The organism is Providencia sp. PROV_01 (assembly GCF_053098325.1).
This window is the reverse complement of sequence record NZ_JBRFKD010000002.1, coordinates 2,565,524-2,588,538: the sequence shown is the minus strand read 5'-3', so window position 1 is coordinate 2,588,538 and position 23,015 is coordinate 2,565,524. Positions and strand designations below refer to the sequence as shown.

The following is a 23,015-nucleotide window of genomic DNA, read 5'->3' as shown; positions in this document are numbered from 1 at the left end:
AATGAAAGCGACAGTCTTACAAAAAATTGTTGATGATAAAGTTGACTATTTAATTGAACGCAAAGCCAAGCAGCCGTTAGAAAGCTTTATTGCTGAAGTTCAGCCTAGCCAGCGTAGTTTCTATAACGCACTAAGCGCTAAACGCCCTGTTTTTATTTTAGAGTGCAAAAAAGCGTCTCCTTCAAAGGGTTTGATCCGTGCTGATTTCGACCCTGCGATGATAGCCAAGACATATGCACCTTATGCGAGTGCGATTTCCGTTCTCACCGATGAAAAATATTTTCAAGGCAATATGGATTACTTAACGATTGTCAGTAATACCGTAAAGCAACCCGTATTATGCAAAGATTTTATCATTGACCCATACCAAATCTATCTTGCACGTTACTACCAAGCAGATGCCATTTTACTGATGTTATCTGTCTTAAATGATGATGAATATATCGCATTGGCTGAAGTTGCTCATCAACTGAGTATGGGGATATTAACGGAAGTCAGTAATGAAGAAGAATTAGAGCGAGCAATTCGGTTAAAAGCCAAAGTGGTTGGCATCAATAACCGGGATTTACGCGACCTTTCTATTGATTTAAATCGGACTCGTGAGCTCGCGCCTTGCTTAGCAAAAGAAACGATAGTGATCAGTGAGTCAGGTATTCATCAACACCAACATATTCAGTCACTGAGACAGTTTGCAAATGGTTTTTTAATTGGTAGCGCACTAATGGAGCAAGCTGACTTAGATAAAGCCATTCGAAACCTGCTAGTTGGGGAACATAAAGTCTGTGGTTTAACCCGCGAACAAGATGCAAAAGCCGCATTTAAAGCAGGAGCACACTACGGTGGATTAATTTTTGCTGAAACCTCCCCGAGAAAAGTGACGTTGTCACAGGCGCAAACTATCATCCATGCTGCGCCGTTAAAATATGTCGGTGTTTTCCGTAATCAGTCCGCCGATTTTGTTGCCCATATTGCCAAACAGCTTGCGTTATCTGCGGTGCAACTACATGGTGAAGAAGACTCTGCTTATATCAATACGTTAAAAACATTTTTACCAAACTACTGTGAAGTTTGGAAAGCGCTTGATATGTCAAGAACAACTTTAAATGACTATGACACACAAGACATTGATGTGTTACTACTGGATAACGGACAAGGTGGCACTGGTAAAACCTTCAATTGGTCAGAAATCCCTTCATCTGCAACACAAAAAATAATGATTGCGGGGGGACTTACACCAGATAACTGCCTAGATGCTGCAAAGTTACTGTGCAACGGATTAGACTTTAATTCAGGGGTTGAAATTGAACCTGGTATAAAAAGTGAACAAAAAATAAATTTGGTGTTGTCAGCGTTGTTAGCCGAATCAACGGCTCACTAATACACAACGAAAAGATAAAACTCCAACACCAATTAATGTAACTGTTAAAATGGACAATAAATAATGAGTAAATTAGATCCGTATTTTGGCGAGTTTGGTGGGCAATATGTCCCAGAAATTCTGATCCCTGCATTAAATCAATTAGAAGACGCGTTTATCGACGCACAGAATGATGCTGAGTTTATTCGTGAATTTCACGACTTACTAAAGAATTATGCAGGTCGCCCTACTGCACTAACATTATGTAAAAACTTAACTGCCGGTACGAAAACAAAACTCTATTTAAAACGCGAAGATTTACTGCACGGCGGCGCCCATAAAACCAACCAAGTATTAGGCCAAGCGCTACTGGCTAAGCAAATGGGAAAAAACGAAATTATTGCAGAAACCGGTGCTGGGCAACATGGAGTTGCAACCGCACTGGCTTGTGCATTATTGAATATGAAATGCCGTATCTACATGGGCGCTAAAGATGTTGAACGCCAGTCTCCCAATGTATTTCGTATGAAATTAATGGGTGCTGAAGTTATATCTGTTCATAGCGGTTCGGCAACCTTGAAAGATGCGTGTAATGAAGCATTAAGGGACTGGTCTGGCAGCTATGATAAAGCTCATTATTTATTAGGAACTGCGGCGGGTCCACACCCTTACCCAACAATTGTACGTGAATTCCAACGTATGATTGGTGATGAAGCAAAACAACAAATTCTTGAAAAAGAAGGCCGTTTACCCGATGCTGTCGTTGCCTGTATTGGTGGTGGTTCAAATGCAATCGGTTTATTTGCCTCTTTTATTCCAGAAAAAAATGTGAAACTAATTGGTGTTGAACCTGCTGGATTAGGTATTGAATCAGGCCAACATGGTGCGCCATTAAAACATGGTCGTGTTGGGATTTATTTCGGTATGAAATCACCGATGATGCAAACTAGTGAAGGTCAAATTGAAGAGTCATATTCCATCTCTGCAGGATTAGATTTTCCTTCTGTTGGACCTCAACATGCTCATTTAAATAGTATTGGTCGCGCAGAATATGTTTCGATTACCGATGATGAAGCCCTGAATGCTTTTAAATTGTTATCACGTAAAGAAGGGATTATTCCAGCATTAGAATCTTCTCATGCCCTCGCATATGCATTAAAAATGGCAGAGCAAGAACCCAATAAAGAACAATTATTAATCGTCAATTTGTCTGGCCGTGGTGATAAAGATATTTTTACAGTGCATGATATTTTAGCCAGCAGAGGAGAAATTTAATGGAACGTTATACCCAACTTTTTAAACGTTTAATTCACGATAACCAAGGGGCATTTGTTCCATTTGTCACTTTAGGTGACCCTGATGCTGAATTATCATTAAACATTGTTGATGCTTTGATTGCTGGTGGCGCTGATGCATTAGAGATTGGTATTCCATTTTCTGATCCATTGGCTGATGGCCCAACCATCCAAAATGCAAATTTACGCGCATTTCAAAGTGAAATCACCCCGACTATTTGTTTCGAGTTACTAAGTCGTATTAGAGAAAAACACCCTACTATTCCGATTGGCTTATTAGTGTATGCAAATTTAGTTTTTACCAATGGTATTGAAAATTTTTATATTCGCTGCGAAAAAGCAGGTGTTGATTCCGTATTAGTTGCAGATGTCCCGATGTCCGAATCACAACCATTTCGTGAAGCTGCATTGGCACACAACATTGCTCCTATTTTTATTTGCCCACCCAATGCCAATGATGAATTACTGCAACAAATTGGGAAATATAGCCAAGGTTATACTTATTTGTTATCACGTGCTGGCGTAACAGGCACAGAAAAACGCGCTGAAACGCCATTAGCTCATTTATTGAGCCAATTAAATCAGTATAACGCGGCTCCTGCCCTACAAGGTTTTGGGATATCTGAACCTGAACAAGTCAAAGAAGCGATTAAAAATGGTGCAGCAGGTGCAATTTCTGGTTCAGCCGTGGTTAAAATCATCGAAAACAACTTAAATCGCCCTGATGTTATGCTTACATCATTAACTGAGTTTGTTGCAAAAATGAAAGCAGCAACACAGAAATAGGCTAAACAATAAATAGTAATCAAGTCATACTTAAGTTTATTGGCTTGATTACTTAAATCATATAATTAAATTTTGTCTGGGCGATTTTCAATCCTTTTAACGTTATTTTTAGAAATATTATTTAAATATATTCAGTATTTTTCAGTTTTAAAACTCTCAAATAGTCCAAAAAAACCAATCATAATATTTATTAATATAAACCACCAATATTAAAATCAACAGATACGTGTTATTACACTAGTACTTTCTCTTAATATATCCATATCAGAGTAAGTGTTACTATTTGATTAAATTAGCATTTTACGCACTAGATATATAAAACACTATTTATAGTATAATATGGGAGTATTACTCTCCCCATATTTTTATGACTCAACTTAAATACAATTAAATTTTAATGAAAATTAATATAACGCATAATCCCTATGCTTTAATGGAATTTTAATTAGCTATTTTTAATTTTATCTATAGTCTATTTTAGGGATATTTATGAAACATTCTACCAATCATTCTATCACTCATCCTATGATGAGAGTTAAGCCACTCTTTTTAAGTGTGTCTGTTATTTTAGGATCGATATCTATTGCTCACGGAGCAGTTGTTAATACCAATGGTGCTGGCGTAATAAATCAAAGTAATGGTCCTACTATCGTTCACATTAAAGGCGCAAGTGACAAAGGTGTTTCACACAACATTTATAGCCAATTTGATGTTGACCAAAAAGGGGTTATTTTAAATAACAGTACAGCCAACACGAATACCACTTTAGGGGGCCAAATTAATGGCAACTTAAATTTAAATAATGGTAATGGCCCTGCAAAAGTTATTTTGAATGAAGTTAATTCAAATAAAGCAAGTACTTTAGGCGGTATGATTGAAGTCGCTGGTGATAAAGCGCAAGTTATTGTTGCTAACGCATCAGGCATCACATGTAATAACTGTGGATTTATTAATACCGATCGGGTGACTTTAACAACAGGTAAGCCAATTGTTGCTGGTGGTGAAGTTCTTGGCTATAACGTTGAAAAAGGTCAGATTATTATTAATAGCCGCTTACAGTCAGATTCCCCTACTGATATTATCGCTCGCTCTGCAGTGATCCGTGGAGACATTCGCGCCAAAGAAATTAATGTTGTAGCAGGCAATAACTTTGTTGATGCAAAAGGTAATTACATTACTAAGGTACAAGGAGTTGGGTCTGCCACGCGAATTGGTGTTGATGTCGCGGCTATGGGAGGGATGTATGCCGATAAAATTACGCTAGTTTCCACGGAAAGTGGAACCGGTGTTTCTAATAACGGAAACTTAATTGCCGGAACTGGTGGAGTTAACATTGATTCAACGGGATTAGTGTATAACCAAGCAGGAAAAATGAATGCCAATGGTAATATCAATATAAAATCCAATGGGTTATATAATACAGCGACTATTGTAGCGAATGGTGATGTTGATATTAATGCACAAAACTCAGTTCTGAGTAATGTGAATGGACAGATTAAGTCTAATGGTGGCAATCTCAAACTGGCTTCAGCTACGAGTGTTGATAACCGAAGTGGTATTATTCATGCTCAGGAAGACATGAACATCGCGACTGCAAATATTGTTAACACTAACGGTTCAATTAAAACTAATCGTGGAAATATTGCAATTCGTGCGACAGGTAAGATTGATAATAACTATACCCTACGTAATAACGTCATTAATGTAGACGAACGAGGAATTCGAGCAGGTGGTGATTTATCAATTGATACGACAACACTTGCAAATAATAACTCTACGTTATCAGGCCGTGATATCACAATAAATGCCCGTAATATTGTCGCGAATGATAATAGCTCGCAGATTCTAGCTAAAAGAAAAATCGATATCGATTCTGTTACGTTACAAAACAATAATTCACTGATTAAATCCACCAATGGACAGACCAATATCACCCTATCAAGTAACCTAGTAAATAACGGTTATGCTGCAATCGATAGTGGAAAGGCATTGAATATCAAAGCTAACATCATTTACAACCAAGGTTCACTCGCTTCGGGCGCAGGTAAATCAAAATTTGATCTTTATTCTCTTAATAATCAGTATGGATTTATCAAAGCCAATAACTTAGACATCAAAACCACCCATTTAGGTAATGGGAGAGGCTTAATCACTGCAGATTCAAATGTGGTTGTTAATGCAACAAGTGTTGATAATAGCTACGCTAATGGGTTTAATAGTTACGCGAGTAAATTTGGTGTTGCTGGCCAAACGGGTGGGATCTACGCGAAAGATGGTTCAGCGACTATCAAAGCAAATAGCTTAAATAACTATTCTGGTGTTATTGCTGCTAATCAAACACAAAAAGCGCCAAACGTAGGTGACATTGATATTACATTAAGAAATGACCTTGATAACCGTTATGGTAAAATCCAAGGTACAAATAATGTCACATTAGATGTAAATAAGTTAAATAATACTTACTCTGGTACTGTTGACGCTGGTAAAGATTTAACTATCGATACCTTTACTCGTGTAGATAATAATAATGGTCGCTTAAGCTCAATGGGAACGACTAAAATTACAAGTCCTGTAATTTACAATAGCCCTTATGGGCAAATTCTAGGTTCCATGATTATCTTAAATACACCTAATTATTACTAGTTAGGTAAAATAAGGAGGCAAATAGCCTCCTTATTTACTCCAAAGCAGAGTGTCAACAATATAATAAATAGAATTATTTTAGCACCATTAATGTTCCTTAAGCTACTTTAATTATTGCTCATATTAACAGTAAATAGAAGCGTTCTAAATCCAAGTAAAAACACCTATTCAATTTAATATAGAGCATTCTTTACTCATTGATTTTATTGGAGATAAATAAGCCACCATAGAATGAATTATATTGGTTGTATTTTCAGTAACAAACCCCAAAAGTATTTATACTAACTCAATCAGTTTAATTGATTTTTATTTCACATATATTTAAAGCATAATTAAAAATACTCAAAGGAAAAAATAACTTAATAATAGGTTTATTATAGGGATATAAATGAAAACCTTTTCAAAATAAAGCCCTGATGGCAAGTTAATAAGATAGTTCTGATAAAACATTGTTCATTAGCAATTTTCTTTATTATATTTCCTAACATAAAAATAACTTTAATATTTTTAAAAATTAATGTGGTGCACATGAATTTTCGATTTATTTTTTTATTGTCAACGCTATTACCTTTAGCTGTATCAGCTAATACCGCACAAATTATTGACCAACAAATCAATAATCAAGCTAGCCAAGATCGCTCTCGCCAACAACAGACTCAACTTGAAGCTAAAGATGCCTTAGGTAAAACCAGAGAACCCTCAAATAATATTTTAATTTTTGATGATGAGAAAGATTGTTTTGAAATGAAACAAGTAGTCTTACTTTCAGAACCTAAACTCCCCTCAATGAGACCTTTAGAAGCTTATGCAAGCCAAGTTGTCGGAGTATGTATCGGTATCAATGGAGTTGAAACCTTAGCAAAAGGCTTACAAGATAAAATAATTAAATCAGGTTACGTCACAACACGCGTTAATATTCCAGAACAAAACATCAGTGAAGGGACTTTAATGCTCCAAATTATTCCAGGTAAAGTTGCGAATGTTAAACTTGCCGAAGGCAGCGATACTTATATTACTTTAGGGGCAATTATGCCCGCTAAAGAAGGAGATATTCTAAATATTCGTGACATTGAACAAGGCCTAGAAAACCTTGAACGGATCCCTGGTGCGAAGGTGAATATTGAACTCGCACCAGGTAAAGAATTTTCCACCTCGGATATTTCCATACAACGAGAAAAGTCATCTCACTTTAATCTAGGAGGATATTACAATAACTCTGGAAGTCGCCAAACGGGTAAAGACCAAGTTGGAGTAACTCTGTATGCTAATAACCTAACGAGCTTAAACGATACCTTATATGTCTCCGCCGGAAAAAATGCAAAAAACCAAGCACGAAACAGCACCAGTAATGCTTCTATTTATTATGCTGTTCCCTATAATTATTGGCTTTTCTCATTGTACGCAAGTAAAAGTGACTATAAACAAACTATTAATGACTCTGTACTTAGCTATAAATATTATGGTGACAGTAAATATTATAACGCTACGGCCAGTAATGTTTTTTTGCGCGGCCAAACGTTTAAAGATACAGCGTCAATCCAATTGATTAAAAGAAAATCAAAATATAAGTTGGAGGATGTCAGCCTACTTTCCCAACAACGAGACCTTACCAGTCTTAAACTGGGTATTAGCCATCGTCAAAATATCAACAATTCTACCATTGATGCATCATTATACCATCAACGTAACGTACCTTGGTTTGGTGCCGAACAAAGTTGGGATATGAAATATGGTGATGTCAGCACAATGAGCCGTGTTTATACTGCCGATATTTCGGGAATGTTCCCCTTCTCATTTGACAATTTTATTATGAGTTATAACCCACAACTGTTTGTACAATATTCACGCGATCGCTTAACTATTCAAGATCAATTTTCGTTAGGTAACCGTTGGACTGTTCGTGGTTTCGATGAAGAGTTTTCACTGATCGGTGACAAAGGTTTTTACTTGCGAAATGAGTTTAACTTTTATATTCCTGGCTTCTCCTTTTATCCATACTACGCACTTGACTATGGCCGAATACTTGGAGGTGTTTATCCGCTAGGTCTCTATTCTGATGACCAACTATTAGGAACGGCTATTGGTATGAGAGGTAATGTTAATATATTCAGCTATGACTTATTTTTAGGTGCACCACTTTATAAACCTGATGAATATGAAACCAGTAGCGTCAATGCGGGGTTAAATGTGCAATGGTTTTGGTAAGTTAATATCTTAAAATTTAATCATACCTTAAAGCTGAATATCACTCCTATATTCGGCTTTTTATTTTCATATAGATAATACCGATATTCTGTTATTTAATCTTATTTATCTTAATAAAATAAGATAACCAATAAATGTATTTATTTTATTATCACGCTATAACACCAATTAATCTATTAAACCAACGTCACCCTTTGCGTTACTGTTTTGTTGTTTTGTTGTTGATTGTATGTTTATAGTTAATAGAAATTGAAAAATCCGAGAATACGAATATTCTCGGATTTCCACTTCACTCTAATCCATCAGAATTCAGGTATTACCTGTATTGCTTCCTATCAAATTCTTAGAAACGGTAACCCGCACCAAACATAAATACAAATGGGTCTAAACGAGTATCGATTTTGTGTGTGTCATTACCCGCTTTAAATTTCACATCCGTTTCAATATTCATCCACCAAACAGAGGCGTTTAACATCCAGTTATCAGTTAGCATGTAATCCATACCAGCTTGCGCTGCAAAGCCCCAAGAGCTTGATAAATCAAGGTCTGATAAGCCCGCACCTTTCCCTGTTGAGTTAAATTTCTCATCAAAGAAGAAGGTATAGTTAACACCTGCACCTAAATAAGGGCGTAATTTATCTTCTTTACTACCAAAGTAATATTGCGCCATTAAAGTTGGTGGTAAATGTTTAACAGTTGCAATTGTACCTAAAGGCCCTACGCCAACTTTGTGTTCAAACGGAGTTGCTGCTAATAATTCCACACCGATATTATCAGTGATCATATACCCAAACGTTAAACCTAATTGAGTATTGTTATTAACATCAAATGAACCTAAACCTAATACATTTTCAGAACCTGCATTTGGGCGTACCGTTGCAGTTCCTGTACGGAAAATAAAGTCGCCAGCTTCATGAGCAATAGAAACTGCTGGAGCTAAAGTTGCAGCAGCTAATACAAGCGCAGTGAGTTTTTTCATTATCAATCCCATTCCTGTGTTTTTATTTTAGGAAAATATACCTTATTATTTAAATTGATGTTCAAATCAAGATCACATCTTTTACTAATTTAGAGGTAAACCAATAAATATGGATTTATTATTTCATTTATTATTTTTTAAATTTTGATTTAAATCAATTTTTGGAAGATAACTAACAAAATAAAAATTTGATTTCGAAATATATATATTTATTTCGAAACTTAAACATATATTAAAAATACAACTTATATAGTTTCATTTCTTTGGCTAATTAAATTCAATCATTATGTCCATTATATTTGTCTTAACCTCCCGAATTTTATTATCTTTCTCTACCTCTAGGCGTGATACTCGGTTACAATTGGCATAAATTTTTGATCCCGTTTGTAGATAGGAGCAGTGTCATGTCCATTTCGGCCAACTCACTCATTAGTGATAGTATCAATTTCTTTAAAAATCAATTGAGTGGCCTCTTCACCATCGTGCTTTTAGCCACCGTAGTGAGCCTCGTTATCTATGCGGTGATGATCCCAAGTGAACAGATGATAGGTGTTCTGGCACAAGCACAAAGTCAGATGATTGAATCTGGTAATTCGGGGTTACAAGACTGGATTTTAGGTCTATCTGAAGAAGATAAAAGTAGTATTTTGCGTGTTTCTTTCGGGTTGATCCTCTCCGTCACTTTTGGAAGTTTGTTCCTTATTTGTGGTACATTGTCCTATATCTCTGGTATGTCTCGCGGTGAAGATATGACAGGGCTACAGGCAATAACATCATCACTGAACAAAGCACCTTCTATGTTCCTTCTATTGGTCGTCTGTTCTCTGCTTATCCAGTTAGGTATCACAATTATGGTTCTACCTGGTATTGTCTTAGCCATTGGTTTTTCCTTAGCACCAGCGATTTTAATAACAGAACGTACCAACCCTTTCAGTGCGATGGGAAAAAGCTGGAAAATGGCTTATGCGAATTGGCGTGTTGCCTTACCGATGATTTTAATTTGGATGGCGGCTCAAATGCTTATTAGTCTTCTATTGGGTAACCTTAATATGAATCATATTGTTATTAATGGCATCTCTTTTTTACTCAATAATGTTGTAGCGGCATTCGCTTTAATTTACTTTTATCGTTTATATATGCTAATCACTAAAAATTGATTTATTGATTTTCAGCTGATAACCCAAAGCGGGAAAACAACGCTTTATCCCGCTTTGGCAACAACTTCAAGTATCGAAAGATACCTTTTTATTTACATTATTTTTTAAGCATTATCTGAGCGAATATCCATCGGTGTAATTCGACTTTCACAATCATGTTCCAATATACCGAAATCTTTTTGGCACTCTTGTGCTTTTCTTTCTTCAACGCATTTCATTTGAATTTGTTGCTTACTTTGAATTAAACGGATTGCAAAATAGATATCCGGTACCACTAATAAGTCATCATCTGAACGATTGATTTTATTTTGTTCTAGCCAACGATTAAGCGACGTTCTGCGCCCTGCTAATACTAAAGTTACCCCTTTCGCCTTCAAAGATGTCACAATATCATTTAACGTGGAAAATACGCTCACATCATTGTGTGTGAAGCTGACGGCAGCATCCACAATCACCCAAGCTGGCCTCTTCCGTTGATTATCTAAATGTTTATTTAAACGTTCTTTAAAGTAATTCACATTGAAATAGGTAAGCGGAGAATTGAAACGATAAATCAGGACGCCATCAACTTCTTGAATATCATTTTCTGATGTCATCGAGTGCAACATACCATGTTCATCAACGCCTAGTAGTTGATCTGTAGGTCTAAATATAATTCGGATAAACTGCAACAAACCTAATAGAACAGCTAAGCCTACACCACTAATCAAACCAACCACCAGCACTGCACATAGCGTGAAAATACATAAGAAAAAAGCTTCTCTATTGCGTTTTCGCATTGATAAAATACTGCGAAAACTGAGTAATGAATACGTTGAAATAATCAAAACTATCCCTAAAGCAGGCATTGGGATATATTCCAATAAATTCATAGAAAAAAGTAAAACCGCTAAGATGGTTATTGCGGCAACAAGGGAAACTAATTGCGTTTTCCCCCCCATCATATCATTCACCGCAGTACGGCTACTCGCAGCACTAACAGCAAAACCCTGACCAAAAGCAGAAGCAATATTTGCCATTCCTAACGCTTTTAGTTCTTGGTCTGCATCAACGGTATAACCGTTCTTGCTCGCAAAACTACGAGCCGTCATCATAAAGCTAACAAAACTGATCACAGACAAGTTTAATGATGGAATGACAAGGTCTCGAAGTAAGCCAGGTGGAAAATCAGGCATTGGGATATACGGAAGCCCTTCACCTAAATCCCCAACCGTACTAATACCATATTGTTCGAGATTAAATAGGATACTTGCTGCTGTGGCCAACACCATTGCAATTAATAGCGATGGCCACTTGCTACGCACTCGCTTAATCAATAGAGTAATGACCAATGTTGCAATGGCAACTAATAATGTCGGAATATGTGTTTCCACTAACGCTAATGGTAATGCTATTAAGCGTTCAATAAACCCTGAAGGTAACGTACTGATACCAAATACTTTACTAATTTGGCTGACGATAATAGTGAGAGCAACCCCATTTAATAAGCCCTGTAATATCGGTCTGGATAAAAAATCGGCAAAGGTCCCTAAGCGAAATTTTGCTGCAATCAAACACCAAACCCCAGTCATAAAACTCATGACAATAATCAGCTGCCAACGAACAGTTTCATCCCCCATGGCAAGAGGTGCGACTGCGGCTGCAATTACAGCACATGTAGCGGCATCAGGACCGATAATCAATTGTTTAGACGTACCAAACAATGCATAAAAAAACATCGGTAAAATACACGAGTATAACCCGACAATTGCATTCACACCCATTAACTCAGCATAGGCAATAGCAACGGGCAAGGCAACAGCAGCGACAGATAGGCCAGCTTTAACATCAGAACCTAAATCTGAACGTTGATAGTTAAATAACGTTTTTAAACCTGGCATCCAGACAAATAGCTTTGCCTTTATCATCGGGGAAAAGTACCTATAAATTAGCAAGTTAAATTATTTTATATACTATATATATCCGAACTAATAAAGTTTATCTAGAAGTAAGTCAAATAATCGTAAAATAGTGCAAATATGATTGGTAACAAAGCATGTTTATTGGTAAAAAGGTGCAAACTTTTAACAATTAAAGCCAAAATCGGTTAAACTACTCCATTATCTTTACGTTGAGGCGCTGTATTCACTGTTATGAAACAACTTATTGATTTTATTCCTTTGATAATCTTTTTTATTGTCTATAAAAGATACGATATTTTCTATGCGAGTGGCGCATTAATGGTGACCACTCCTTTAGCGTTATTAGCAACTTATCTTATTTATAAGAAAGTTGAAAAAGTTGCAAAAATTACCTGTGCAATCGTAATGGGTTTTGCGGCTTTAACTCTTATTTTCCATAGTGATGCATTCATTAAATGGAAAGTCACTATTATCTATGCTGCATTTGCTGGTGCATTACTCTTTAGCCAATGGTTTACTGAAAAACCACTCATTCAGCGCATGTTAGGCAGTAACCAAGAAATAAAACTTGCAGATAGTTATTGGAATAAACTTAATAGTGCATGGGCTATTTTCTTTATTTTCTGTGCACTTCTGAATATTTATGTTGCTTTCTGGATGGCTCAAGATATCTGGGTTAACTTCAAAGTCTTTGGTCTAACAGCAGGAACATTAATATTTACAGTACTGAGTGTGGTCTATATTTTTAAAAATATGGTTAAAGAGCCTGTAGAAAAACACGAAGAATAATTTATAAATAGAGTTAAAAACCTGCTAATTGCATCTCGCTTAGCAGGTTTTTTTATATGTTAATAGCGCTTGTCACCAAATGCTTTTTCAATTTTTTTATCTGTATTGTACTGTGATAGTGCATATACCGACCAAATGGCGGCTGGTAACCAACCAATCAACGTGATCTGCAAAATTAAGCAAATAATCCCAGCAAAGGGGCGCCCTATCGTAAAAAATTGCAACCAAGGTAATAATATTGCCAATAACAATCTCATTTCATACCTCTAAATTAATCAATAATATTCATATTACTGAGTATAGCTAATTCAATCAGTTGACTAAATATAAAAAACACTTCTTGCTTTTTCTTTGCAAAAGTTGAGCTTTTTATCATATTTAGAAGCCGTTTATTAATAATAGATATCATATTTGTCTTATTTTTGCAGCAATTCACTCAAATAGTCATTATCAATCAATAACTACGAGGTTCAGGTTTACTATTACCTATGTAATTTGCTATAAATGCAAAATCAAAAGTAATAACCCTTTTAATAAGAGTCTGATATGCAATTGCCGAACGGTGAGTTGGTTTTACGTACATTAGCCATGCCCGCAGATACTAATGCGAATGGTGATATTTTTGGTGGCTGGCTGATGTCACAAATGGATATAGGTGGGGCTATATTAGCGAAAGAAATTGCGCTAGGACGAGTAGTTACTGTAGCGGTAAATGGGATTAAATTTCAAAAGCCTGTTGCCGTCGGTGATGTTGTTTGTTGCTACGCACGCTGCCTAAAAACAGGGAAAAGCTCAATTACAATTAATATTGAAGTTTGGGTAAAAAAAGTAGCAACCGAGCCCGTTGGCCACCGCTATCGTGCAACTGATGCTGTATTTACCTATGTTGCCGTTAATGACGATAGTACCTCTCGTTCATTACCCAAAGAAAAGCAGCATTTTCAATTAGCCAGTTCTGAGCAACACGCAGACTAAACTTTAATACCTATCTTAAAATATAAATAAAACAAAAAGCACCTCATTAATTAAAGGTGCTTTTTTATTTTGCAAGAAAAGAACACTTATACTTGGCTTACGGTTCCATCCAATTTGAAATAAATTTCGGTCACATAGCCTTTTGCAGGTTGCTTTTCAAAAGTCCAACGGTTCATAGCCCGTTTAACATCGCGCTCGAATAACCCTTTAGGTGAAGCTTCAACAAATTCAATATTTGTCACTCGCCCACCATCATCAATATCATAACGAACCTTCACATACCCTTCTTTACCTAAGCGACGTGCGCGTTCAGGATAGGAAGGAGCTTGTTTATGTAGAGCCCTAGGGCCACCCTTTTTGGTTGATTGACTATTACTTGCCCCAGTATTGTTAGCTGTCTTTATTGGGTTGTTATTCGTTTTCGGTGCAGTAACATCTGATTTTAGGTTATTCATAGCCAATTGCTTTTCAACCGGCTTCACATCTTCTTTAACCTTTTTCTTTTCTTCCTGTTTTGGCTTAGGTTTTTTCTTCACCTCAGGTTTTTTCTTAGGTAATGCAATAACGGGTTCAACCACCGGTTCAGGCTCTGGCTCAATAACGGGTTCAGGTTCTGGCTCTACCGGTGTTTCAACCTGCTCAACAGGTTCAGAAGCAGGTTCAGGGGCAGCAAAAGCAACCATAGCAATCGTCAATGGCTCAGGATCTCTAGCCAAATTAGGTTGATTAAAAATCCATGCCATTGCAAGGCCTGCATGAATAGATAATGAAATGACGATAATTAAAGTCCAACGCATCCAACGCATATGCAATTTCTACCCTACACCTGTCTACCAAAAAGAATATGACTGATAGTTTAAATGCAAATAGCAATCATATTCAATAAGGTTTGTCATACAAAGTGAAAAATGTGAGTGCGCGCTGTAATAACCTTACTCAATCCATTGGGTAAAAAGCAGGGAATGTCGACGATGGTAAATATCAATTTTACGCATTGCATAGATGCGCATGTTTCGCCTTGAATGCCCTTCTAGCCAGCGTCTGCGGCGGCGTAGGGATTGTCTTAACATACGCCAACGCCCTACTTCATGCCTACTACGTCTCATTTAATTGTGTCCTTTAATCGTCTAAAAATTATTAGAAAAAAATATTATATTCCTTTGAAAAAAAGAACCAAGAGGAACTTTTTATATATGCTTAGAGTACAATATTTAATTTCACAACAATAATATCACCTTACACAATCATTTTTTCCTTACGAATTACTCTATTTCACGAAGCTTTTACTGCAGAATTTTGCTAAATTCTATTAAGTTGATATTTTACTAATAGTTTTTTTAGCTAAACTATCTTTTTTTGAACCTTTTTTCTTATCAGTGAGGCATCTGACCCGTTATGGCAACCGTCTATACACTTATGAGTTGGCTTTTGTTCTTCCTATATTGGCTAATTATTGCAGCAATTACAGTCCGCATCTTAGTCAAAAGAAGGCCGGTCACCTCAGCCATGACATGGCTCCTGATCATTTATATCCTGCCATTAGTCGGTATTATTGCGTATGTCGCCTTCGGTGAACTTCACCTCGGTAAACGTCGAGTTGATAAAGCTCATGATATGTGGCCTTCTGTCGCAACATGGTTAGAAAATCTACGAAATTCAAAACATATCTTTGCCACTGATAACAGCCCCGTCGCTGAGCCATTATTTCAATTAGTTGAAAAACGCCAAGGCATTGCTGGGGTTAAAGGTAATAGGATTCAACTTTTAACCACTTGTGAAGATTCATTAAAAGCGATAGTCAATGATATCAATAATGCTCAGCACTCAATTGAAATGGTCTTCTATATTTGGCAACCGGGTGGTTTAGTTGACGGAGTTACCGAAGCATTACTCAACGCTGCAAAACGAGGTGTTAAATGCCGTATTATGGTGGACTCTGCAGGAAGTTGGCACTTTTTCCGTAGTGATTATCCCGAAAAAATGCGTGCTGCAGGCATTGAGTTTATAGAATCACTAAAAGTTAATTTGATGCGTTTCTTCCTGCGTCGAATGGATTTACGTCAACATCGTAAAATAGTCGTTATCGATAACTATATTTCATATACAGGTAGTATGAATATGGTTGACCCTCGTTATTTTAAACAAGATTCAGGGGTTGGTGAATGGGTTGACATTTTAGTGCGTATGGAAGGCCCAGTGAGTACAACGTTAGGTATTGTGTATGCTTTTGACTGGGAGATGGAAACTGGCCAACGCGTACTTCCACCACCGCCTGATAGTAATATTATGCCTTTTGAACAAGCGAATGGGCATACAACACAAATTATCGCCTCCGGCCCTGGCTTCCCTGATGAGTTGATTCAACAATCGCTGATGACCGCCATGTTTTCTGCACGCAAACAACTGATCATGACGACTCCTTATTTTGTCCCTAGCGATGACCTTTTACATGCAATTTGCACGGCAGCAATGCGGGGTGTTGATGTCAGTATTATTATGCCAAGGCAGAATGACTCATTCCTTGTCCGCTGGGCAAGCCGTTCATTTTACAGTGAATTATTAGCTGCCGGTGTTAAGATTTACCAATTCGAAGATGGCTTATTGCACACCAAGAGTGTATTAGTTGATGGCGAGCTCAGCCTAGTTGGCTCAGTCAATCTTGATATGCGCAGTTTATGGCTCAATTTTGAAATCACCGTGGTCATTGACGATAAAAGTTTTGGTAGCGATCTCACGTTAGTTCAGTATGATTATATTGCGCGGTCAACACGTTTAGAAATCGAAGAGTGGGAACAACGCCCTTTCTGGAACCGTGTCGTTGAGCGCATTTGTTACTTCTTTAGTCCATTGTTATAAATTTAGTTTATTAGGAAAGGTCATGACTGAAATACAAAACACACCGTTAATCGATGAAGATGACATCATTGAAATCGCTTATGACCTTTTTCTTGAAGGGGCAATGGATAATTTAGAACCCGCTGACCAGTTAATTTTTGCTTTGCAGTTCGAAGAGTTAGGTGCTGCAGAAATTGTCCCCTTTAGTCATAACTGGCAAGATATTATTAATAATAACATTGAATTAGCGCAGTTTAGTGAAGTGGTTATCGGGTTAGCTCAAACCCCTGATGCCGAGCTAGAAGATATCTTTGCTCGCATATTAATTAGCCGCCACCCTTCTAAACCGTTTCACCATATTCTGTGGAAAAAATAGGAATATCACTATTCAGATTATTCGATAAAAAAACAGAGCACTTGGCTCTGTTTTTAATTTGTTGGGCATCTATAACAAACTAAAGAGGGTCAATTTTCAAACAAGACACCGCATGTTTGAAACTCCCTTCTAATAATGGCCTAGTTTTTGCGCACTCGTCATCGGCTAATGGGCAACGGGTTCTAAATACACAGCCTGAAGGCGGATTAATTGGCGATGGCAATTCACCTTCTAAAAGCTCTATCACCTTATTTTTTTCTTTATCGGGATCAGGAACTGGCACCGCTGACATCAATGCGCGTGTATAAGGGTGTAGTGGGTTATTATATACCTCATCATAGGTACCAAGCTCCACGGCATGCCCCAAATACATCACTAACACGCGGTCAGAAATATGCTTAACAACCGCCAAATCGTGTGCGATAAATATGAGAGATAATTTCATTTCACGTTGTAATTCTTGCAATAAATTAACAACTTGCGCTTGAATTGACACATCTAATGCAGAAACGGGCTCATCGCAAATTACCAATTTAGGTTCCAAAATCAATGCCCTTGCGATACCAATACGCTGACATTGCCCTCCGGAAAATTCATGGGGATAACGGTTAATTAAGTTTGGTAATAAACCAACCCGCATCATCATTTTTTTCACTTTTTCTGTGATTTGTGATGGCGGCATTTTAGGATGATATGTTTTTAATGGTTCGGCAATAATATCACCAATGGTCATTCGCGGATTAAGAGAAGCCAATGGATCTTGGAAAATCATTTGGATATCACTGCGAACACTGCGCCACTCTTTAGCGGTTTTACCTAATAAGTTCTGCCCAAGCCAACTTACAGTACCATCAGTCGCTTTCACTAACCCAATGAGCGCTCGAGCAAAAGTAGATTTTCCACACCCCGACTCCCCAACCACGCCTAATGTTTCACCTTCATATAAACGCAGTGTAACGCCGTCGACAGCTTTGAGGCTTTTGTTTGGCTGCCAAAACCACTGTTTTTTGTCTCTAATCTCAAAATGGACTTTAAGATCATTCACTTCTAACAATACTGGTCTATTTTCATGGGTACTCATACCAACTCCTCCAGCGGTTTAAAGCAGGCACGTAACCGCGTTTGACCAAAAGTGGTTAATGCAGGTTCTTGTTCAACACATTGCTGAACGGCGTATTGGCAACGAGGTGAAAATGGGCACCCTTTAGGTAAACGTAGTAAATTAGGCGGGTTACCTGGAATGGTCGCTAAACTCTCGTCATCCCCATCAAGGCGAGGAACGGCAGCTAACAAGCCAAGTGAATATGGATGAGATGGCTGATAAAAAATATCCTTAGCGGTACCATACTCCATCGTGCGTCCCGCATACATTACGAGAACTTTATCACATACCCCAGCGACGACCCCAAGGTCGTGAGTAATCAAAATAATCGCAGTATCAAACTCGTGTTTTAACTCATTGAGCAAAGTCATAATTTGCGCTTGCACTGTCACATCAAGTGCCGTCGTAGGTTCGTCAGCAATTAACAACTTGGGTTGGCACAATAATGCCATTGCAATCATGACTCGTTGTCTCATTCCTCCTGAAAATTCATGTGGATACATATTCATCCGCTTACGTGCTTCAGGCATTTTAACTGCATCTAACATACGAACTGATTCTTCGAAAGCCTCCCTTTTACTCATGCCTTTATGTAACATGAGAACTTCTGACAGCTGTGTACCAATTTTCAAATAAGGATTCAATGATGTCATTGGGTCTTGGAAGATCATTGAAATTTCTTCCGCTCGCATCCGATTTAATTCTTTTTCTCTTAAATTCAAGATCTCACGGCCGTTAAATATAGCAGAGCCATTAATCTTGCCATTTTTGGCAAGCAAGCCCATCAGAGCAAAAGCTGTTTGTGATTTTCCTGAACCGGATTCACCAACAATTCCTAGCGTTTCCCCCGCACTTAATTCAAAGTTCAATTTATTTACGGCGGTAACGTCACCATCTTGGGTCGCAAATGTCACGCTGAGATCTTTCACGGATAACAGAGGGCTTTTCATTGGGTTATTTGACATATTATTCCCTCTAGCGATCTTTCGGGTCGAGCGCGTCACGCAGCCCGTCACCGATGAAGTTAAAACAAAATAACGTAATGACTAAGAAACCTGCGGGGATCAGTAGCAACCATGGTGTGACCTCCATTGAGTTAGCTCCATCACTTAATAAAGCCCCCCAACTACTTAATGGCTCTTGTGTGCCTAAACCTAAAAAGCTTAAGAATGATTCAAACAAAATCATACTTGGAACTAATAATGAGGCATACACCACGACGACACCTAAAACGTTAGGAACAATATGACGTAAAATAATCTGTCGTGTACTAACGCCACAAACCAATGCCGCCTCAATGAATTCTTTGCGCTTTAATCCGAGTGTTTGCCCGCGAACAATACGCGCCATATCCAACCACGACACCATCCCAATGGCCACAAAGATCAGTAAGATATTGGTACCAAACAAGGTCACTAAGAGGATCACAAAAAACATAAATGGGAAGGAGTTTAAAATTTCTAATATCCTCATCATGATGGAATCCACTTTTCCACCCACATAGCCAGCTAATGAACCATATAAAGTTCCTACCACCACGGCAACTAGCGCAGCTGCAACGCCCACCATTAAGGAAATACGCCCACCAATCGCGACACGCACTAATAGATCTCGGCCTGAAGCATCTGTGCCAAAATAATGTCCAGTTGCCATATCAGGTGGCATTGACATCATTTCCCAGTCGGTATCATCGTACAAAAACGGCGATAACATGGGAGCAAAAATGACAAACAAAGTAATTAAAAATAAGACACATAAGCTGAAAATTGCCGCACGGTTGTGCATAAAACGGCGCCTTGCGTCTTGCCATAAACTGCGCCCTTCAATATCGAGCTGCTCTGAAAAATTCGCCAGAGCTTCACTATTTTTTTGATTCGATAGCATCGTGTTTCTCCGACTTAGTAACGAATTTTAGGGTCAATAACTGCATACAAAACATCGACAATTGCATTAAATGTAATTGTCAGTACCCCAACTAAAATCGTTAAGCTCAATACCAGTGAATAATCACGATTAAGTGCACCATTAACAAAGAGTTGGCCGATCCCTGGTAACCCAAAAATAGTTTCAATTACCATTGACCCGGTAATAATCCCCACAAAGGCGGGCCCCATGTATGAGAGTACGGGAAGCAACGCTGGTTTGAGTGCATGGCGTAAAATGATAGTTCTTAGCGGTAACCCTTTTGCTCGAGCAGTACGAATAAAATTAGAATGCATAATTTCGATCATCGAACCACGTGTAATACGGGAAATACTGGCGATATAAGCTAATGAAAGCGCAACCATGGGGAGCACCATATGTTTTAGGTTTCCTCCATCCCAACCACCGCCAGGAAACCATTTCAAATGAATGGCAAAAATCAGCACCAATAACGGTGCGACAACAAAGCTTGGGATAACAACTCCCGTCATGGCAAACCCCATGACTGTAAAGTCCCATTTGGTATTTTGGTTTAGTGCGGCTATCACCCCTGCGGATACCCCAAACAAAACAGCAACAATAAATGCCGTTGCCCCTAATTTTGCTGAGACCGGAAATGCTTTAGCAACTAAATCATTAACACTGTAATCCTTGTATTTAAATGATGGACCAAAGTCACCTTTGGAAAGCTGAATTAAATAATTAAAATACTGCTTATACATTGGGTCATTTAAATGATATTTAGCTTCAATATTTGCCATCACTTCCGGTGGCAATTTCCGCTCGCCAGTGAACGGACTCCCTGGGGCTAATCGCATCATAAAAAATGAAATGGTAATCAAAACCAAAAGAGTCGGGATGGCTTCTAACAACCGACGAAAAATAAATTTCAACATCGCTCTTTCCTACTTCTATTGCCTAAATAGGCGAATATCTGGCTCCAATAAATGGAGCCAGAGCAACTGTATTAGTGTTTAATAATGTATAAATCTTTTGTATGCAGGTTATCTAATGGGTCTTTGCCACTATAACCACCGACATAAGGTTTCACTAAACGCGTGTTAACATAGTAGTAAAGAGGAACAATACCGGAGTCTTTATCGAGTAATTTTTCGGCTTGTTGATAGAGTTCTGCACGTTCATCATCTGTTTTGACTTGCAATGTTTTTTTCATCACCGCATCAAAATCTGTATTTTTATAATGAACCGTATTATTACTGCTGTAGGAAAGTAACATATTCAGGAAGGAGGAAGGCTCGTTGTAGTCGGCACACCAGCCTGCACGCGCGACATCATAGTTACCTTGATGTCGGCTATCTAAGAAGGTTTTCCACTCTTGGTTCTCTAGTTTCACTTGCGCGCCAATATTTTTCTTCCACATAGAAGAAGCTGCGATGGCAATACGCTTATGTAAGTCTGAAGTATTATACAATAGATTGAATTTTAATGGGTTGGCTTTGTTATATCCCGCTTCTTCTAGCAACTGTTTCGCTTTTTCATTACGCTGCTCTTGGGTCATATTCGCATACCAATCCGGTTTTTCTGTTTTCATACCGCTGGTAAATGGTGGTGTGAAACCATATGCAGGAATATCCCCTTGCGCTTTGACCTTATATGTAATCGTATCTCTATCCATAGATAGCTTTAACGCTTCACGAACACGAGGGTCATTAAACGGCGGTTTTTCATTATTAATTTCATAATAGTAAATACAGAGATACGGGTTTACACGTAACTCATTCGGCATATTTTGTTGTAAGCTTTTAAACTGCTCGATAGGTAAGTTACTGTATGTCATATCAATTTCACCACTTCGATAGCGGTTAACATCAGTGACTTCTGAAGAAATAGGTAAAAATGTAACTTGATCAATAACCGTATTCGCATTATCCCAATAGCTTGGGCTACGTTCTAATACAATGCGCTCGTTTACCGTCCAATCTTTTAATTTATATGCCCCATTCCCCACAAAATTCTGTGGCTGCGTCCATTTAGCGCCATGTTGTTCAATGACTTTTTTATTGACTGGCGACATAGATGAGTGCGCTAATAATTTAGGAATATAAGGAACGGCTTCACTCAGTGTAATAACTAGGGTTTTGTCATCAAGGGCTTTAATACCAAGTTCTTCCGGTTTTTTCTTACCCGCGATGACATCGTCAATATTCTGGATGTGAGCATATTGCAAATAACTTGCATAAGGCGATGCGGTATCAGGGTCAGCCAATCGTCGCCAACTATACACAAAATCCTCTGCCGTGACAGGGTCACCATTAGACCACTTAGCGCCATCACGAATTTTAAATGTCCACTCTGTAAAATCTTTATTTTCCCAGCTGGTTGCCGAACCAGGTAAAATTTCACCATCAGGCCCCACTATCGTGATCCCTTCGAAAAGATCTCTCGCTAAAGCGGATTCAGGCACCCCTTCAATTTTATGTGGGTCCAAAGATTGAGGTTCTGAACCATTATTACGAACCATTACCTGTTTTTCTGCCAGTTCAACACCAGCAGGAACCGTTGCAGCAAAACTTGTTGCTATAGAGCCCATTGCTAACCCAGCCATTACGCTAAGTGCAATAATCGATTTATTGATTGATTTACTCATCTTATCGGTTACTCCCATATATATTATTATGATTGTGTGTTGATGCATGTTCACCTACGAGATGAACACTTTTTATAATTATTT

General features: G+C 38.0%; 20 protein-coding genes. 10 read left to right on the top strand and 10 right to left on the bottom strand.

The genetic code is table 11. The features are described from left to right. Position 1 precedes the first annotated feature (1 nt). From trpCF to ACU696_RS12590, 5 genes are all read left to right on the top strand, one after another. On the top strand, positions 2–1,378 hold the full coding sequence (gene trpCF, locus ACU696_RS12610) for a bifunctional indole-3-glycerol-phosphate synthase TrpC/phosphoribosylanthranilate isomerase TrpF (RefSeq protein ID WP_209101569.1): 1,377 nt from the start codon (positions 2–4) through the stop codon (positions 1,376–1,378). A 63-nt stretch (positions 1,379–1,441) separates the two neighbouring features. Further along, positions 1,442–2,632: a tryptophan synthase subunit beta gene (trpB, locus tag ACU696_RS12605; RefSeq protein ID WP_209101572.1), complete on the top strand. Its 1,191-nt coding sequence runs from the start codon at positions 1,442–1,444 to the stop codon at positions 2,630–2,632. Further along, on the top strand, positions 2,632–3,438 hold the full coding sequence (gene trpA, locus ACU696_RS12600; protein WP_209101574.1) for a tryptophan synthase subunit alpha: 807 nt from the start codon (positions 2,632–2,634) through the stop codon (positions 3,436–3,438). Before trpB ends, trpA begins: the two co-directional genes overlap by 1 nt. Before the next feature lie 489 nt (positions 3,439–3,927). Continuing rightward, the gene (locus tag ACU696_RS12595; protein ID WP_196723557.1) at positions 3,928–6,081 is read left to right on the top strand and encodes a two-partner secretion domain-containing protein; all 2,154 of its coding nucleotides are present in this window, start codon (positions 3,928–3,930) and stop codon (positions 6,079–6,081) included. Between the two features lie 528 nt (positions 6,082–6,609). Beyond that, positions 6,610–8,286, top strand: a complete 1,677-nt coding sequence (locus ACU696_RS12590; RefSeq protein WP_164528811.1) for a ShlB/FhaC/HecB family hemolysin secretion/activation protein — start codon at positions 6,610–6,612, stop codon at positions 8,284–8,286. 343 nt (positions 8,287–8,629) lie between these two features. On the opposite strand, the gene ompW is transcribed toward ACU696_RS12590, so the two are convergent. Continuing rightward, positions 8,630–9,265 (bottom strand): outer membrane protein OmpW, encoded by a 636-nt coding sequence (gene ompW / locus ACU696_RS12585; protein ID WP_109913218.1) that lies wholly within the window; start codon positions 9,263–9,265, stop codon positions 8,630–8,632. A 404-nt stretch (positions 9,266–9,669) separates the two neighbouring features. On the opposite strand from ompW, the gene ACU696_RS12580 reads away from it, so the two are divergent. Further along, positions 9,670–10,422 carry a YciC family protein gene (locus tag ACU696_RS12580; protein WP_109913219.1) on the top strand — a complete coding sequence of 251 codons (753 nt, stop codon included), beginning with the start codon at positions 9,670–9,672 and terminating at the stop codon, positions 10,420–10,422. Between the two features lie 104 nt (positions 10,423–10,526). Here ACU696_RS12580 and ACU696_RS12575 read toward each other — a convergent pair whose 3' ends face one another. After that, positions 10,527–12,329, bottom strand: a complete 1,803-nt coding sequence (locus tag ACU696_RS12575) for a SulP family inorganic anion transporter (protein WP_004911111.1) — start codon at positions 12,327–12,329, stop codon at positions 10,527–10,529. Between the two features lie 225 nt (positions 12,330–12,554). On the opposite strand from ACU696_RS12575, the gene ACU696_RS12570 reads away from it, so the two are divergent. Beyond that, entirely contained in the window at positions 12,555–13,112 is a 558-nt protein-coding gene (locus ACU696_RS12570; protein ID WP_109913220.1) for a septation protein A, read from the top strand. 59 nt (positions 13,113–13,171) lie between these two features. Here the strand turns inward: ACU696_RS12570 and ACU696_RS12565 are convergent, their stop codons facing one another. Beyond that, positions 13,172–13,369 (bottom strand): YqaE/Pmp3 family membrane protein, encoded by a 198-nt coding sequence (locus ACU696_RS12565; RefSeq protein ID WP_004911118.1) that lies wholly within the window; start codon positions 13,367–13,369, stop codon positions 13,172–13,174. A gap of 289 nt (positions 13,370–13,658) precedes the next feature. Here ACU696_RS12565 and yciA point away from each other — a divergent pair, with 289 nt between their 5' ends. Then, positions 13,659–14,087 carry an acyl-CoA thioester hydrolase YciA gene (yciA, locus tag ACU696_RS12560; protein ID WP_004911119.1) on the top strand — a complete coding sequence of 143 codons (429 nt, stop codon included), beginning with the start codon at positions 13,659–13,661 and terminating at the stop codon, positions 14,085–14,087. A gap of 86 nt (positions 14,088–14,173) precedes the next feature. Here the strand turns inward: yciA and ACU696_RS12555 are convergent, their stop codons facing one another. Then, on the bottom strand, positions 14,174–14,893 hold the full coding sequence (locus ACU696_RS12555) for a TonB family protein (RefSeq protein ID WP_198634851.1): 720 nt from the start codon (positions 14,891–14,893) through the stop codon (positions 14,174–14,176). A gap of 126 nt (positions 14,894–15,019) precedes the next feature. Further along, entirely contained in the window at positions 15,020–15,193 is a 174-nt protein-coding gene (locus ACU696_RS12550) for a YciY family protein (protein WP_004254127.1), read from the bottom strand. Between the two features lie 289 nt (positions 15,194–15,482). On the opposite strand from ACU696_RS12550, the gene cls reads away from it, so the two are divergent. Together cls and ACU696_RS12540 are read left to right on the top strand one after the other, a co-directional pair. Next, positions 15,483–16,943: a cardiolipin synthase gene (gene cls / locus ACU696_RS12545; RefSeq protein ID WP_117162234.1), complete on the top strand. Its 1,461-nt coding sequence runs from the start codon at positions 15,483–15,485 to the stop codon at positions 16,941–16,943. A 22-nt stretch (positions 16,944–16,965) separates the two neighbouring features. Then, positions 16,966–17,298: an HI1450 family dsDNA-mimic protein gene (locus ACU696_RS12540; protein ID WP_004911124.1), complete on the top strand. Its 333-nt coding sequence runs from the start codon at positions 16,966–16,968 to the stop codon at positions 17,296–17,298. Positions 17,299–17,377: 79 nt separating this feature from the next. Here ACU696_RS12540 and oppF read toward each other — a convergent pair whose 3' ends face one another. From oppF to oppA, 5 genes are all read right to left on the bottom strand, one after another. Further along, entirely contained in the window at positions 17,378–18,379 is a 1,002-nt protein-coding gene (gene oppF / locus ACU696_RS12535) for a murein tripeptide/oligopeptide ABC transporter ATP binding protein OppF (RefSeq protein WP_110731958.1), read from the bottom strand. Then, on the bottom strand, positions 18,376–19,365 hold the full coding sequence (oppD, locus tag ACU696_RS12530; RefSeq protein WP_004911130.1) for an ABC transporter ATP-binding protein: 990 nt from the start codon (positions 19,363–19,365) through the stop codon (positions 18,376–18,378). The genes oppF and oppD overlap by 4 nt, the downstream gene beginning before the upstream one ends. A gap of 10 nt (positions 19,366–19,375) precedes the next feature. Further along, positions 19,376–20,284, bottom strand: coding sequence for an oligopeptide ABC transporter permease OppC (oppC, locus tag ACU696_RS12525; RefSeq protein WP_004911132.1), 909 nt, complete (start codon positions 20,282–20,284; stop codon positions 19,376–19,378). Positions 20,285–20,298: 14 nt separating this feature from the next. Beyond that, complete coding sequence (gene oppB / locus ACU696_RS12520; RefSeq protein ID WP_004254116.1) at positions 20,299–21,219, bottom strand: oligopeptide ABC transporter permease OppB; 921 nt, start codon at positions 21,217–21,219, stop codon at positions 20,299–20,301. Positions 21,220–21,290: 71 nt separating this feature from the next. Beyond that, complete coding sequence (gene oppA / locus ACU696_RS12515; RefSeq protein WP_004911139.1) at positions 21,291–22,931, bottom strand: oligopeptide ABC transporter substrate-binding protein OppA; 1,641 nt, start codon at positions 22,929–22,931, stop codon at positions 21,291–21,293. Between the last annotated feature and the right edge of the window lie 84 nt (positions 22,932–23,015).

What these genes read in the sequence shown, in the direction of transcription:
- trpCF (WP_209101569.1), top strand. Translation starts at nt 2, where the DNA reads ATGAAAGCGACAGTCTTACAAAAAATTGTTGATGATAAAGTTGACTAT.
- trpB (WP_209101572.1), top strand. Translation starts at nt 1,442, where the DNA reads ATGAGTAAATTAGATCCGTATTTTGGCGAGTTTGGTGGGCAATATGTC.
- trpA (WP_209101574.1), top strand. Translation starts at nt 2,632, where the DNA reads ATGGAACGTTATACCCAACTTTTTAAACGTTTAATTCACGATAACCAA.
- ACU696_RS12595 (WP_196723557.1), top strand. Translation starts at nt 3,928, where the DNA reads ATGAAACATTCTACCAATCATTCTATCACTCATCCTATGATGAGAGTT.
- ACU696_RS12590 (WP_164528811.1), top strand. Translation starts at nt 6,610, where the DNA reads ATGAATTTTCGATTTATTTTTTTATTGTCAACGCTATTACCTTTAGCT.
- ompW (WP_109913218.1), bottom strand. Translation starts at nt 9,265, where the DNA reads ATGAAAAAACTCACTGCGCTTGTATTAGCTGCTGCAACTTTAGCTCCA.
- ACU696_RS12580 (WP_109913219.1), top strand. Translation starts at nt 9,670, where the DNA reads ATGTCCATTTCGGCCAACTCACTCATTAGTGATAGTATCAATTTCTTT.
- ACU696_RS12575 (WP_004911111.1), bottom strand. Translation starts at nt 12,329, where the DNA reads ATGATAAAGGCAAAGCTATTTGTCTGGATGCCAGGTTTAAAAACGTTA.
- ACU696_RS12570 (WP_109913220.1), top strand. Translation starts at nt 12,555, where the DNA reads ATGAAACAACTTATTGATTTTATTCCTTTGATAATCTTTTTTATTGTC.
- ACU696_RS12565 (WP_004911118.1), bottom strand. Translation starts at nt 13,369, where the DNA reads ATGAGATTGTTATTGGCAATATTATTACCTTGGTTGCAATTTTTTACG.
- yciA (WP_004911119.1), top strand. Translation starts at nt 13,659, where the DNA reads ATGCAATTGCCGAACGGTGAGTTGGTTTTACGTACATTAGCCATGCCC.
- ACU696_RS12555 (WP_198634851.1), bottom strand. Translation starts at nt 14,893, where the DNA reads ATGCGTTGGATGCGTTGGACTTTAATTATCGTCATTTCATTATCTATT.
- ACU696_RS12550 (WP_004254127.1), bottom strand. Translation starts at nt 15,193, where the DNA reads ATGAGACGTAGTAGGCATGAAGTAGGGCGTTGGCGTATGTTAAGACAA.
- cls (WP_117162234.1), top strand. Translation starts at nt 15,483, where the DNA reads ATGGCAACCGTCTATACACTTATGAGTTGGCTTTTGTTCTTCCTATAT.
- ACU696_RS12540 (WP_004911124.1), top strand. Translation starts at nt 16,966, where the DNA reads ATGACTGAAATACAAAACACACCGTTAATCGATGAAGATGACATCATT.
- oppF (WP_110731958.1), bottom strand. Translation starts at nt 18,379, where the DNA reads ATGAGTACCCATGAAAATAGACCAGTATTGTTAGAAGTGAATGATCTT.
- oppD (WP_004911130.1), bottom strand. Translation starts at nt 19,365, where the DNA reads ATGTCAAATAACCCAATGAAAAGCCCTCTGTTATCCGTGAAAGATCTC.
- oppC (WP_004911132.1), bottom strand. Translation starts at nt 20,284, where the DNA reads ATGCTATCGAATCAAAAAAATAGTGAAGCTCTGGCGAATTTTTCAGAG.
- oppB (WP_004254116.1), bottom strand. Translation starts at nt 21,219, where the DNA reads ATGTTGAAATTTATTTTTCGTCGGTTGTTAGAAGCCATCCCGACTCTT.
- oppA (WP_004911139.1), bottom strand. Translation starts at nt 22,931, where the DNA reads ATGAGTAAATCAATCAATAAATCGATTATTGCACTTAGCGTAATGGCT.